Raw genomic sequence first — 14,049 nt, 5'->3', positions numbered from 1 at the left:
CATGCAAATTTGAACGAGGATTCCATGCCTGAAACAATGCGCCGCGCCGCCGACCATCTTGTCGATCTGCTGCAAGCTCAGGGCACGAGCCATATCTTTGGCGTGCCGGGTGAAAGCTATCTGCCGGTTCTGGATGCGTTGCACGGCCGGGACGGGATCAGCTTTGTCACTTGCCGGCAAGAGGGCGGTGCGGCGATGGCCGCCGATGCCCATGCCCGCATGACCGGACGGCCCGGCATCTGCATGGTGACGCGCGGCCCGGGCGCGACGAATGCCAGCGCCGGGGTGCATGTGGCCTATCAGGATTCGACGCCGATGATCCTGTTCATCGGGCAGGTTGCCCGCGACATGATCGAACGCGAAGCCTTTCAGGAGATCGACTATCGCCGGATGTTTGGCCAAATGGCAAAATGGGTTACCCAGATTGACGATGCCTCGCGGATGCAGGAATACATCAGCCGGGCCTACCGTGTCGCCATGTCCGGGCGCCCCGGCCCGGTGGTCATCGCTTTGCCCGAGGACATGCTCTACGACATGGTTGAGGTGCCTCCCGCGCCGCGCCGCGTTGTCGCGCCGCGCTATCAACCGGCGCCGGATGCGCTTGAGGCGCTGAGGGGCGCGATCGCCAAGGCCGAGCGGCCTTTGGTCATGGCCGGCGGCGGCAACTGGACCGCGGAAGGGATTGCAGCGCTCCAGCGATTTGCCGAGGTTCAGGGGCTTCCGATCTCGGTCAGCCTGCGCTGCCAGGCCCTGATGAACAACAACCACCCCAATTATGTCGGTCACTTTGCCGTTGGCAAAACCCCCTACCTTGCCGAGGCGCTTGAGGACACCGACCTGCTTATCGCCATCGGCCCGCGTCTGGGTGAAATGACGACGCTGGGCTACACCAACCCCGAACCGCCCGTTCCCAAACAGAGCCTTGCCCACGTGTTCCCTGCACCCGAGGAACCGGGCCGCGTTTATGAGCCCGAGATTACACTGATCGCGGATACTGAGAGCTTTTGCAAAGCGGTGGCAGATTGGGCGCCGATCGCGCCAGAGCGCTTTGCCGATCGCCGCGCGTCGTTGCGCGGCTCATACGAGGCCTTCAACGCGGTTTCGTCGGTCAACAATGACATGCTGGCGCCGATCTACAAACATTTGTCCGAAACCGTGCCGGATGATGCGATCATGACCAATGGGGCGGGCAATTATGCCGCTTGGCTGCACCGGTTCCACCGCTATCGCCACCCTGGCGGCCAGTTGGCGCCGACCTCCGGGTCGATGGGCTATGGCTTGCCTGCCGCCATCGGTGCCGCTGTCGCGACGCCCGACCGCGAGGTATACGCTCTGGCGGGAGACGGCTGTTTCATGATGACCTGTCAGGAGCTTGCCACCGCGGTGCATCATGATCTGCGCCTGACGGTGATCGTGGTGAACAATGCTCGTTATGGCACGATCCGGGTGCATCAGGAACGCGAATTCCCGGGGCGGGTGTCGGGAACCGAGATGATCAACCCGGATTTTGTCGCCTTCGCCAAATCCTTTGGGGCAGGGGCCGCCCGGGCCGAGGATCTGGGCAGCTTTAAAACCGCTCTTGCCGACGCGCGTGCGCGAGGCGGCGTCAACCTGATAGAAGTTGTCCAGGACCGGGCGCTGTTGGCGCCGGGGCGGCGGTTGGACTAAGACAGCTTTAGCCGTTTGGCGATGAAGGCGGGCAGTTCGGGCTGGCAGCCAAACGGCTCCAGCCGAACACCGGCAAAACCGACTTCGTCCAGTGCCTGCGGCAAGTCTTCCAGTACATGGCCGCGTTTGAAGGCAAAGAACGGCAGGCAAATCGCCTGCTCGCCCAAATTTTGTGCGGCTTGCGCCAGAAAAGGCGGCTCTTCGACGAACCCGCAGCGAATTTCCTTGAATGCCATGTGTTTTCCCAAAGCTTCGGCAAACGCGCGCGTCACCGCGGCGGGTTTTGTGCTTTTGCCAGACCCATGCGCGGCCAGAAACAAGGTGGTTTCCTCGGCCTGCCAGCCTTGGTCGTTCAACACCCGGCGGAGCCATGCACCGGTAAACTCTGGCAGGTCGGGGTCCAAGCCGAAGGGGGGCAATTGCAGGGCCGCATGGTCCGTCAGCCGTTTCGGCAGCACCTGACGGGTGAACCAGCCATCGGCCATGAAGAAGGGATAGACCAAGGCACCCTCCGAGCCCGCCAAGGCAGCCTCCAATGCTCCTTGGGCGGCCAACGTCGCGCCGCGCACGTCCCAGTCAGGCAAGGCCTGCTCGATCGCCTCGGCCAGCGCCCGGATTTCCACTTCGCCGATGTCTGGCTCGGAAGGCTGACCATGGCTGACGATGATGACGCGCTGCGCATTTGGACTGGGCTCGGACACGAAGATACCTTTGATCGTTGTCCTGCGATACCTAGCCCCCGACCTGCCGCATGTCATCCCGAAGCCGCGAAAAACAGCGGCGGCGGCGCGGGTTCCGGGAGGGGTTTAATAGATTCTTCGATATTTGGGGTTTGGCGAAACACCCCTTGTTTACCGGCGCGCTCCAGTTTGTCGGAACATCCGACGTAAATGGAGAGCATGAATGAAGTTTGGCACGAATATTCTGGCGGTCGCCGCGATGGCGTTTCTGCCCGCCGCCCTATCCGCAGGTCAGGGGGTTACGGACTCTCAGGTTACCTTTGCGCAGGTAGCCGCACTGGAAGGCCCGGCAGGGGCGCTTGGTCAAGGGATGCGGCTTGGTCTTTTGGCGGCCTTCGAAGAAGTGAACGCCAATGGCGGTGTGCATGGTCGCCAGATCGTTCTGGACAGTTTCGACGACGGCTATGAACCTGACCGTTCCGTCGCGCATGTCAAAAACGTCATCGCAAAGGATGCCCATCTGGGTCTCATTGGTGCCGTTGGCACGCCAACCGCGGCGGCAACCCAGCCGGTGGCTACCGAAGCGCATGTGCCTTTTGTCGGCCCGTTTACCGGCGCCGGGTTCCTTCGGGACGCCAGCCACGGCAATATCTTTAACGTCCGTGCCACCTATTTTGCCGAAACCGAAGCCTGGATTGCCTATCTGGTGGATGATCTGGGTATGAAGTCGATTGCATTGCTTTATCAGGACGATGGCTTTGGGCGAGTCGGTTTGGCGGGCGTCACGGCGGCTTTGGAAAAACGCGGTATGACCCTTTCCGCTGAAGGCACCTATACCCGCAACACGATTGCCGTGAAAAAGGCGCTTCTGGGCATTCGGAAGGCCGAGCCTGACGCCGTGGTCATGGTTGGGGCCTACAAACCGGTGGCCGAATTCATCAAGCTGTCGCGCAAGCTTAAGTTCAACCCGACCTTTGTGAACATCTCGTTCGTCGGTTCGGACGCGCTCGCGCATGAACTGGGGGATGCCGGCGAGGGTGTCATCATAAGTCAGGTTGTTCCCTTCCCATGGGATGCCGCGCGCCCCGTTGTCGCGCAATATCAGGCCGCGCTGAAAGCCGTCGATGCAAATGCAGATTTCGGATTTGTCACCCTTGAAGGGTACTTGACCGGTCGTTTGGCAATCAAGGCGCTTGAGGACGCGGGGCAAGCACTGACGCGTGACAGTTTCCTTGCCGCATTGGCCAGTCTGCGCGAGGTGGATTTTGGCGGCGTCAGCATGAGCTTTGGGCCCGGTGACAATCAGGGCATGGATGATGTCTTTCTTACCCGCATCACCAAGGATGGAACATTCCAACCTGTCACGCCTGGTGGGGAATCCTGAGAAGTTGAATGGCTCCATTGCAGGGCCTACGGTCAGTCCGCTGTGCGGGCTGCCTCCACTTATCCATGAAAGAGCAGTCTGGGTGTTCAAATGCCGGTAGAAAAATCCACTCAACCAAAGCGCCAACGCTACCCGTTTTCCAGCATTGGCGCGAAAATCACTTTGATCCTCATGGCCATGGGCGCAATGTCGGCGTTCGGCGGCATCATGGTCACCATGGTTTTTCAGGGTGTCGAACGGGAAATGGAGAACCTGACACAGGACAAGCTGCCGCAACTGGAAATCAGCAGCGATTTGATCCAGGCCGCCAACGGGACCAAGGACGCGATGACATCGGCCTTGCTGGCCGAAAACGCCGAGGCCTTGGCTGTCAGCAAGGGAATGGTCGACCAATCCACGGCGCGGTTGAGCGAGCTTGCCAGCCAGCTTCCTGAACGCAGCCGGGGCGAATTTCGGGCCAACGCCGCGCATGTTTCAGAGACACTGGCCGAGCTGGTCGCGGCCCGCAACAGTGCGTTCAAAAACGCGGCTTGGATCAAAGAGCAAACCAATCAGCTTCAAGAACTGAGCGGGCGTCTTCAAGAGACGCTGATCGAGAAGGCCGATACCGCATATTTCAACCTTGTGATCGGTGGGGAAGATACGATTTCGAGAATTGACGGCACGCTGACCACATTGGTCGAGCAACAATTCGCCTCGCTGCAACTGCTGCTCGAAGCCCGCTCCGAGATCAACCTGCTTTCTGGGCTGACTATGGCCATCGGAACGACAAGCGACCCCTCGATGTTGTCAATTCTTACGGACCTCGCCAAAGCCTCGGAGGGGCATTTGACCGAGATCGTCGGAGCGCTGGAAACCAGTGACCAAATTGTCATTGATGTTGCGCCTATAAAGCGCGCCGCTGTGGTCTTTTCCGATGCGCTCAGCCTTGGTCGCATTCAATCGGATGGCACCCGCCAAGGGGTGTTGAAAGCACGTTTGGGCGCGGACATGGTCTTGGCCTCGGCAGTTGACGACATGGTGTTTACTCTGACCATTGCCGCAGATGAGGCCAGTACGGACAACGGTCAGGCGATCCAGAATCTGATGGACAACGAGGTTGGCTTCCTCAACACCCTGCTTGAGATCAACAGTTGGATCAGTAATTTTCAGGTTGCTGCACTGGAAGTTGTCGTTGCCACGGGCATCGACGAAACCAAAACAGCCGCTGTTCCGCTGTCGAAATCGGCCGAAGCAATGGGGGCCTATCTTGGTTTCGATGATGGCGCCTTGTCTCAGACATTGACTGACATGATTGCGCTTGCCGATCCCGAGGCAGGTCTGCCCTCCTTTAAGATCGCATCGTTGCAGGCCAATTCCGCTGCTTCGGAGGCATCCAGGAAAACCGCCGATGCCGTTCTCGCGATCGCAGAAAACGCTGGGTCCCTAGGGGCAGACAACCGGGCGGAAATTGGGTCAATGGCGCGATCAATTGCTGCCAAAGTGTTTGACTCCGCACAACAGATGCAAATTCTCTTGATGGCAACTGGCGGCGTCTTTTTGATCGCTCTGCTGCTGACCAAAGTCTTTATTCTGAACCCGCTGCGCGCCGTCAGCGCCACTACGGAGCGTTTGGCCAAAGGCGATTTGCGCCCGGTCACAGGCTTTAACGGCGCAAGTGATGAGATTTTCCGCATTGCAACATCGTTGGCTATTTTCCGGGATGGGCTTGTCGAGAAAGAGGAAATCTCGAAGACAGTGGAGGCCGAGCGAAGCGCCCGTATGGCCGAGCAGGAAAAAGCTGTCTCCGCGCTTGGTCAGGGACTCGCGAAATTGTCTCAGGGCGATCTGACGGCAAATATCAACGCAGAGATGAGCGAAGGTTATGCCATGCTGCGCGATGATTTCAACGCAACGCTGGAAACACTGACGGCGACGATGGCTGAACTTGTTCAGGCGACTTCCAGCATCACGGACGGGTCCAATGGAATCAGCCAAGCGGCCGAAGATCTGTCCCAGAGGACAGAAAATCAGGCGGCGACTCTGGAAGAAACCGCAGCCGCATTGGATGAATTGACCTCTAGTGTCCGGACGGCGGCCGATGGGGCGCGAAATGTCGAAACGACCGTGCAAGAAGCCAAGGAAGAGGCCGAGACAAGCGAAGGCGTTGTGAAGAACGCCGTCGAAGCCATGACCGAGATTGAGGGCAGCTCCAGCGAGATTTCCAAGATCGTCAACGTCATTGACGACATTGCCTTCCAGACCAACCTGCTGGCCTTGAACGCGGGGGTTGAAGCCGCGCGCGCGGGGGACGCTGGCAAAGGGTTTGCTGTTGTCGCCTCGGAAGTGCGGGCGCTGGCGCAAAGATCGTCGGATTCCGCGATGGAGATCAAATCCCTGATTGAAAAGAGTTCTTTCCAGGTGGAGCGCGGGGTCGATTTGGTCGGCAAGGCGGGAACTGCGCTGCATGCCATTCTGGATCGGATCGGGCAAATCTCGAAACTGGTGACCGAGATTGCCCAGGTCGCGGTTGAGCAATCAACTGGCTTGGATCAGATCAACACTGGAATGGCGCAACTTGATCGCGTGACCCAGCAAAACGCGGCGATGGTGCAGGAAACTACGGCCGCCAGCCGGGTATTGCAGGGCAATGCGGCCAAGCTGTCGGGTATCGTCGGGCAGTTCAAAACGGATGGCTCGGTCGCGCCTGCGCCTTTGGTGTCCACTTTTGCAGAGGTCACGGAACCGGCGCCGGAGGTTGCTGTAAAAGCTGATGGGTGGGATGTCGCACCGCCAGAGGTGCGGCCGCTGAAAGTCGCCGGAGGTGGTGACGCACTTTGGAACGACTTCTAGCCCGCCAATTTGCCGCCGCCCGGTTTGCGCAGCGATTGCGCTTACGGGCGGCGGCCTCGGGCGCGGCTCGGTTTTTGTGATTGCGCGGCGCCGTGGCGCGTATCAAGAATGCCCGACGCGGTGCGTTTTCGCCGCCATGACCGGAGGGCAGACATGACCACGTTTGACGAAGACCTTTTTCTGAAGGGATTGGAACAGCGCAAGTCCACCTTGGGGGCGGACTATGTGGAAAAGAACCTTGCTGCTGCAGATGATTTTACCCGCCCATTTCAGGAGGCGATGACCGCATGGTGCTGGGGGTTTGGCTGGGGCGATGAGGCGATTGATGCCAAGACCCGTTCGATGATGAACCTGTCGATGATCGGTGCGCTTGGTAAAATGCACGAATGGGAACTGCACTGCAAAGGCGCACTGAACAATGGCGTCAGCAAAGAGGAAATTCGCGCGATCATTCATGCCGTAGGGATTTACTGCGGTGTTCCACAGGCGCTGGAATGCTTTCGCGTGGCGCGTAAGGTGCTGGAAGAACGCGAGCTGCTTTGAATGCTTAGCGAAGAACCGTTTTCATACCGGCCTCGGGAAAGCAGGTGGCGGCGCGACCGTTGGCCTCTTGCCAGCGGCCGATCGAGCGCCGGGTCTTGAAGCCCGGCAATCCGTCAGCACCGCCCACATCATGGCCCATCCTTTCAAGCGCGCGCTGCATCACAGCCACGTCTGACCGCAAAAGCCCGCCGACCTTGCCCCAATTGGCCTGAAAATCGCCAATGCCGTATTGAATTCGGTCCCCGACGTGCCCCACGAAAAGCGCATATAGATCGCTCATGTTATAATCTTTCAGCACGTAGAAATTTGGCGTGACAACAAAGGCTGGTCCGTGGCGCCCGGCGGGCATCAGCAAAAAACCCTGACCCGGCAACTCGTGGGCAGGGAAGGGTTTGCCGCTGATGCGGTTGATCCCCATGGCCTGCCAATCGCTGATCCGCTTGCCCTGATCCGGCCCTTCAAGGGTGCAGGACACAGAGGCGGGCACCACAATTTCGAACCCCCAATCGCGCCCGTTTTGCCAGCCGTGTTTTGCCAGATAATTGCCGATCGAGGCAATTGTGTCCGCCTCCGAGCGCCAGATATCCGCATGGCCGTCACCGTTGCCGTCACGGGCGTATTTCAGGAAATTCGACGGCATGAACTGCGGTTGCCCCAAGGCGCCGGCCCAGCTGCTTTTCATGGCGCTTTCCGGCGCATGGCCCGCCTGCGCGATTTGCAGCACGGCGATCAGTTCATCGGTGAAATAGGGCGCGCGGGTGCTCATGAACCCCTTGGTGCCAAGCACTTCGAAGACATTGTTGCGGATCGGTACCTGACCATAGCCGCTTTCGCGCCCCCAAATGCCCAGAATGATGCGCCCGGGAACACCGGTCGCCTTTTCGGTTGCGGCCAGCGCGCTGGCATGGCGTTTGGCCATTTGGCGCCCGACCCGAGTGGCCCCGTCGATCGAGCCGCGGTTGAAATATTTCCCGGGCGAGCCGAACTCGGCCTGTCGCTGACGGCGCGGCGTGGTTGGTTTGGAGCCGGGGGGCACAAGATCTGGCAGATCCCAATTCAGTGTGACGCCCTTGAAGGCTCCGTCAAAGACGCGGCGGGTGACTCCTTTGGATTTGGCGCGCGGCCAGACGACTTGTTCCAGCCAGCTCCGAAATTGCCGCTCCACTGCGCCGCGATCCTGCGCGAAACTCAGTCCCGGCAAGCAAACAAGCAACACAAGCAAAAGGGCGCGCAACGTCATGGGGGCCTCATCCAAACAAATCACCTTGGGTCTATGCTATCGCGCAGCGCGGTGCTTGTCTCAGCCCCATTTTCACGCTGGCATGTCCTTGCCTGCGTGGCGCGTCAATTCAGTCCGGGATGCGGTGCGGTGCGAGCGATTTGCACGATCACGGCATAAAAGCTCCAGTGCATGACGACCGACAGGGCCAGGCCATAGCGGACGCGCAGGATCAGCATGGGCATGAGCGCGCCAAAGACAGTCGCCGAAATCGAAAAAACCAGAACCCCGCGCAGGGGCGTGCCGCCAAGGATCATCAGAAGATGCATGACCCCAAACAGGGCAGAGCAGGTGATGACCACTTGCAACAAGGGTCGTCCCGCGGCTGAAAGGGTCAGAACCAACGCCAGGACCAACAGTTGCTGGAACAGAATCTCGATAGACTTGGGCAGAAAATAGTCAGCTGTGGCGACAATGATGTCAGGGGCGTCGGCGATATTTCCTTCGGGCCAAGTGCTGGGGGACATGTTCGGAATGACAGTGCGGATGTAAATGATCGCCGCCGCAAACATGATGGTCCAGAGCGCAGTCGCTATGCGCCGATCAGAGAGCGTCGGCCAACGCGCAAATTCAGGCCAGCGCGCATAAAGCGGCCAGAAATAGATGCCGGCCAGCCCAACCCAGAACAGGTAAAAGATGCTGATCTCGACGGGGTAATCGTTGTAATCGGCACCGTAGCCCAGTGCGGGCAGCGCAAAGTAATAGGCAAGGTCGGCCATCACCCAGAACAGGGCCAGAACCACCAGATTCTGCACAACCGGGATATCAGATCGAACATTGGGAATGGGGTTGTCCATCGGATGCCTCAAGTGGCCATGGCGTTGATTGGAGGCCAGTGAACGGGTCTCATATTTCGTGCACCATAACGCCGTTGGGGCAGACCTCTTGTGCGATCTCGACCACATGTCGATGGTGTGTCAGATAAATCGCCTGCCCGGTTTTCCCGATCCGTTCAAGAACCCGGCAGGCGGACCTTGTGCGATCTTCATCGAAAGTCTCAAAGATGTCGTCGCAAAAGAACGGCAGGCAAACGCCCTGACCGGCCAATTGCTCGTAAGCGGCGGCGCGAAGGGCCAGATACAGTTGGAAACGGGTGCCCTTTGACATGTCTTGGGCCTGCTTGGCCATGCCCGCCGCATCCAGCGCCACAAGGACATCTGACTGTTGGGTGGTCAGCCGCGTGTAGGCGCCGTTTGTCAGTTCGGCAAAGGCCTTTTCGGTGGCCTCCATCATGTTGCTGCGATGGCTGTCGCGATAGCGGCGGATCGCTTCTTCGGCCAGGCGAAGCCCAAAATCCGTCTGAAGGTAGCGCAGCGCCGTGTCTTCGATCTGCGCCTCCAGCGTTGCCCTGCGTTCCGTCAGGGCGGCGACATCCGCATCAGCGGTCACGGCGTTCAGGTCCTTTTGAGCCGATGTGCGTTCTTCGATGGCGGTCTCGAGGCGTTTCTCGACGGTGTCCAGATCGTCCTGCAATGTCATGGCCTGCGCCGCCAGATCAGAAGCCGCTGCGCCGCTTAACCGCGCGCGGGCCTCGTCCAGATCCGGCACGTTCAGGTCGGTGCAGACTGCGGTGCCAAGCTGCGCCCGTTGGGTGCGTTTTTCGATCACGTCCTGAGCATCGCGCACGGCACTGCGCAACTCGACCAGCGTTTGCGTAGGAACATTGGCCGGAAACACTGCGGCCAGATTCGAGACGCGCAGCTCAATTTCTTTCAAAGCGCCCTGCGCGGTTTTCAAATTATCGCGGGCCACAGACAGGGCAGCCGACAAGGTTTCGAACTGGGTTTCGGCCTCTTGCGCGGCCTTTCCAAGATCGCTCAGGGATTTGAAGGTTTCCAGCGGGGCGGGTTTGGTTTCGGCGTTGTAGGTCTTGGCCAGCGCGGCAACTTGCCTTCCAAAATCCTCTTGATCGTCCGCCATTGCGTTGACCTGTCGTTCGGCGCTGAGCCGGCGAACATCCAGTTCCCGGAGGATTCTGAGCGGGTCAAGCGATAGCAACACCATGTCCGGATCAAGGGCCTCGGAAAACAGGTCGGCTACCAGCGTTTCCCAGTGCTCGCGGCGGGACTGTGCGGTTTTCTGTAGGGCAAGCAGCCGTTCTTCGCGCCGCTCAACTTCGGTCTGTTGGTCGTCTCTGGACTTCAGGGCCGCTTTGAACGTGTCCGCAGTTGCCCGCTCGTCGGCCTCGCGTTTGCGCGCTTGCGTCACGACGGTTTCGAAATCGTCCGTGTCCAGCGCAAGCTGGCTGCGCAACTCGTCAATCAGCCGGCTCGCGGCGTCCAGAATCTTGCCGTGCTCCTGTTTGGCCCGTTCCAGTGTCAGGCTGGCCTGCGAGGCCACATCGCAGCGTTGGACCCATGTGGCAAAGCTGGCGGGCGTGATTTCGGCCATCAGGCCAGCAGCTTTAGCCTGATCGCTGACGGTACCTTCGATATTGGCGATCTCTTGACGCAGATCGGTGATCGTTCGAGCGTCAAACGTCAGCTGGGTTTGCAGTTCGACCAAGGCTTGTTCTTCGTGGCGCAATTGCCCAAGCTCTCTGGCCTGCGTAAGCCGCGCGGCGGCGGTTCCGTCAACGGTGTGCATCGCCTGTTCGAAATCGGCAGCGGTCGATGCGGACAAGCTGGCCTTGTGATGCTCCCAAAGCAGATCACGCTCAGCCATTTCGGCCTTGCTTTGATCGTCGTCGATCAGGCCGGTCGCTTCTTTCAGATGCGCGATCTTTTGCATCAGGATTTCAATCTTTAGCAGGCGCGAGTCCTGTTCTTCCTTTGCCTGTTCAAGCCGGTCGCGCGCGGCCCTGTGCCGTTCGGCAAGATCGTCAGCCTCGTCCGCAGAAAAAGTGGGCGTTGGAGGCGCGTCAAACACCTGACCCTTCAGGTTCAGTTCAGCCAGTGCGTTGGACAGGCGATCTGAGGCGCCTTTGATCGCCTGACTTGCCGAAGCGAAGCGGGGCGCCAGGTCGTCCACCGAAAAGCGCTGCAAGATCGGGCCGATGAGGGCCTTGGGCGCTTCGATCCGTGAAAGCTGCGCCTCGGCTTCTTTCAGGCGGGTTGTTGCAGCCAGCAGCTCAAGTTCCTGACTGCTGGCCTCGCGGGTCGCTGTGCGCAACTCGTCGCGCGCGCTTTCGAGTTGCCCGATCTGAGCCTGTGACAGAACCAGTGTGTGCAGATCTGTGCCCTCGGGCACCTCAAGATCGGCTGCCGCGCGCGTCATGTCGTCCTGTATGTCCAGCAGCGTTTTGCGGCGTTTGCCAAGGTCAAGTTCGGCGGTGGCATAGCGGCTTTTCAACTCATCAAGGCGGTCAAGGTCATCCAGAATCGGCAGGTAATCCGGGTGCCGGTTTATCTGGGTCAACTGGCCTTCAAGGCGGACAATCTCATCCTCAAGCCGTGTTTCATCTGCGTGCAACTGAGTTTGACGTGACAGCAGGCCGACCAGATCCTCGGGATTGAAATCCAGCCGTTTGGGATAATCGGCAAACGGCGCCAAGCCGCGGTCGAGATCATCAATCGCAGCCAGTTTGGGCAGGGCCGATTGCAGGCTGTCGATCTCGGCTTTTTGCAGATGCAGCGCCGCCCTTTCCGCCCGAACCGAAGCTTCGTCAGCCTGCGCCGTTTCCAGCACGTGTTTCAGTTTGCGGTAGGCGCTGGCCGGGATGTCCTGTTCCTTGATGTGTTTTTCGACCTCGGCAAGCTCTTTTTTGAGTCGCGCCATTTCGGTGGTGCTGGCGCGCTTGCGATAGAGGCTGTCGGCCTTGGCGCGCAACTGATCCAGAACCTCGGTCAAATCGCTTACCCCGGCGGCCGCTGAAAACAGCAGACGTCCGATGTCGCCCTTGCTGCTGGCAATTTCTTCGCCGCCGCGCTCAATTGTTTCGTCATCAAGACACAGAAGCTGGCGATAGTCCGGTTCCGACAGCCCGCCCAGATGGGCCTGCAAGATCGCTTCGGGCAGAGCGGTGCCATTGCCATCCAAAAGCGATCCGGTGCGCGTGGGCAGGCGTGTCAGGGCGTGCGGCTGGCCATCAATCTCAAGCACCCCCGAGACTTTGAGGTTCTTGCGCTGGTGCAGAAAGTCGTAAGGATCGCGGTGCGGAAAGCCATAAAGCAGCCGCAGCAGGCCCTCCATCGTCGTGGTTTTTCCCGCCTCGTTTGGGCCATAGACGACGTGGAAATCAGGCTGATCGTCGCGCGTTTCGCCAAAGTCAAAGCCTTTGCCGGAAAAGTGCCCAAAGAGGTCGAGCGAAAACCGCCGCAGCCGGATCATTCCGACGCCCCCTTCATGGCGGCCAAAAGCTGGGCGGCGCCGGCGCTCGCGAGGTCGCGGCGCAAAGCGGTGGAGGCGGCTTCGTCGGGAACCAGTTGCGCGCGGCGGTGTGTCGGCAGTTCTGAAAGAAGGGCGTCAAGACTGGAAGTCAGTGAGGCTGCAAACCCGGGTTCCTCCTGAATGTCCGCCATCAGACGCGCCAGTTCGTCCAGCGCCGAGGCGGCGTTGGGCGCGCTTGTGGGCGGCGTCAGATCAAAACGCAGCTTTTCGAGCCAGAGCGTGCCGGTTTCGCGGGCCATTTGGTTCGCAGTTTCTTCCCACATGTCCTGATCGCGCAGGATCTGCCAGGTTCGCGCGTTGGCGCCTGTCAGCGTAAGGCGCAGCAGGCCGGTGTCCGAGCTCAATTCCGATGCCAGATCGCGCAGGGTGGCGCGCAGTTTCGCCCGCAGATCATCATCGTGATCCAAAGCCGTGACGTCGAAACGCAGATCAAGGAATTCAGCGGCCGAAGTTGGCACTTCGTAAATCGAGATCCGCTGATCTTCGATCCGCAACATGGTGGCGGTTTTTGGTCCGGCCTCGCCGATGTCGCGGCCCTGCGGGATGCCGGGCATGACGATCCACGGGGCTTCGGAATGGATCTGCCGTTTATGGATATGGCCAAGCGCCCAGTAGTCAAAGCCCATGGTCGATAGCTCCGCCACTGAACAGGGGGCATAGGTGTCATGCCCCTGCGCCCCGGCGAGCGAGCTGTGCAGCATGGCGATGTTCACGGCGCCGGGGACGGGGGCCGTGAATTTGCCCAGCAGGCTTTCGGGCGCATGGCGGGAATTGAAGCTGACGCCATGTATCCAGATGTCGGCCCCTTCGATCTGCACTTTGCCGCCGCGCCCGTCGAAGATATGAACGTTGTCCGGGAGGCTGACCTCTCCGGTAATCGGGTTTTCGGCGTCGTGATTGCCCTTGATGTAAAACACCGGGATATCGGCCGCGCGCAGCCGGTCAAGCTGGCCAGTCAGAAAGGCGGCCGTTTTGGCGCTGCGTTCGGCGCCGTCGAACAGATCGCCGGCGATCAGCAGCGCGGCCACATTCTCGGCCAAGGCGGTGTCCACGATGCGGATCAGGGCCGTTCTGGTGGCTGTCTGCACCCGATCCCGCAGTGCCTCGTCGCGCAATGCCAGTGTTTTCAAAGGGGAATCGAGGTGAATGTCAGCCGTATGCAGAATCTTGATCATCGCGGATCCGGAATTGGGCGCAGTCGTTTGGGCACGCGGGAAACCTTGGCAGAGTAAAATCTACAGCGCGCTGTGACGCCACAATTGCAAGCCGGCTAAGTTTTACACTCGAAGCCGCGGGCTGCAATGGGTCTCGGGGAAAACTGCCTGGGCTGTTCA

General features: G+C 59.8%; 9 protein-coding genes. 4 read left to right on the top strand and 5 right to left on the bottom strand.

The window, feature by feature from the left end; translation table 11 throughout:
• Positions 1 to 24: 24 nt before the first annotated feature.
• Entirely contained in the window at positions 25 to 1,668 is a 1,644-nt protein-coding gene (locus ACOYQJ_RS16170) for a thiamine pyrophosphate-dependent enzyme (protein WP_422907079.1), read from the top strand.
• On the opposite strand, the gene ACOYQJ_RS16165 is transcribed toward ACOYQJ_RS16170, so the two are convergent.
• On the bottom strand, positions 1,665 to 2,369 hold the full coding sequence (locus ACOYQJ_RS16165; protein WP_422907078.1) for a CbiX/SirB N-terminal domain-containing protein: 705 nt from the start codon (positions 2,367 to 2,369) through the stop codon (positions 1,665 to 1,667). The genes ACOYQJ_RS16170 and ACOYQJ_RS16165 overlap by 4 nt on opposite strands.
• Before the next feature lie 202 nt (positions 2,370 to 2,571).
• Here ACOYQJ_RS16165 and ACOYQJ_RS16160 point away from each other — a divergent pair, with 202 nt between their 5' ends.
• The 3 genes from ACOYQJ_RS16160 (at position 2,572) to ACOYQJ_RS16150 (ending at position 7,107) form a co-directional block, all read left to right on the top strand.
• Entirely contained in the window at positions 2,572 to 3,732 is a 1,161-nt protein-coding gene (locus ACOYQJ_RS16160) for an ABC transporter substrate-binding protein (RefSeq protein WP_422907077.1), read from the top strand.
• A 90-nt stretch (positions 3,733 to 3,822) separates the two neighbouring features.
• Positions 3,823 to 6,564: a methyl-accepting chemotaxis protein gene (locus tag ACOYQJ_RS16155; RefSeq protein ID WP_422907076.1), complete on the top strand. Its 2,742-nt coding sequence runs from the start codon at positions 3,823 to 3,825 to the stop codon at positions 6,562 to 6,564.
• 153 nt (positions 6,565 to 6,717) lie between these two features.
• Positions 6,718 to 7,107 carry a carboxymuconolactone decarboxylase family protein gene (locus tag ACOYQJ_RS16150; RefSeq protein WP_422907075.1) on the top strand — a complete coding sequence of 130 codons (390 nt, stop codon included), beginning with the start codon at positions 6,718 to 6,720 and terminating at the stop codon, positions 7,105 to 7,107.
• 4 nt (positions 7,108 to 7,111) lie between these two features.
• Here the strand turns inward: ACOYQJ_RS16150 and ACOYQJ_RS16145 are convergent, their stop codons facing one another.
• From ACOYQJ_RS16145 to ACOYQJ_RS16130, 4 genes are all read right to left on the bottom strand, one after another.
• Positions 7,112 to 8,347, bottom strand: coding sequence for a lytic murein transglycosylase (locus tag ACOYQJ_RS16145; protein WP_422907074.1), 1,236 nt, complete (start codon positions 8,345 to 8,347; stop codon positions 7,112 to 7,114).
• Between the two features lie 104 nt (positions 8,348 to 8,451).
• Positions 8,452 to 9,183 carry a hypothetical protein gene (locus ACOYQJ_RS16140; RefSeq protein WP_422907073.1) on the bottom strand — a complete coding sequence of 244 codons (732 nt, stop codon included), beginning with the start codon at positions 9,181 to 9,183 and terminating at the stop codon, positions 8,452 to 8,454.
• Between the two features lie 49 nt (positions 9,184 to 9,232).
• Positions 9,233 to 12,655: an AAA family ATPase gene (locus ACOYQJ_RS16135; protein ID WP_422907072.1), complete on the bottom strand. Its 3,423-nt coding sequence runs from the start codon at positions 12,653 to 12,655 to the stop codon at positions 9,233 to 9,235.
• Positions 12,652 to 13,890: a metallophosphoesterase family protein gene (locus ACOYQJ_RS16130; protein ID WP_422907071.1), complete on the bottom strand. Its 1,239-nt coding sequence runs from the start codon at positions 13,888 to 13,890 to the stop codon at positions 12,652 to 12,654. The genes ACOYQJ_RS16135 and ACOYQJ_RS16130 overlap by 4 nt, the downstream gene beginning before the upstream one ends.
• Between the last annotated feature and the right edge of the window lie 159 nt (positions 13,891 to 14,049).

The organism is Pacificoceanicola algae (assembly GCF_049341065.1).
Lineage (GTDB): Bacteria > Pseudomonadota > Alphaproteobacteria > Rhodobacterales > Rhodobacteraceae > Pacificoceanicola.
The sequence above is the reverse complement of the archived record's forward strand: the minus strand, read 5'-3'. Positions and strand labels throughout refer to the sequence as shown.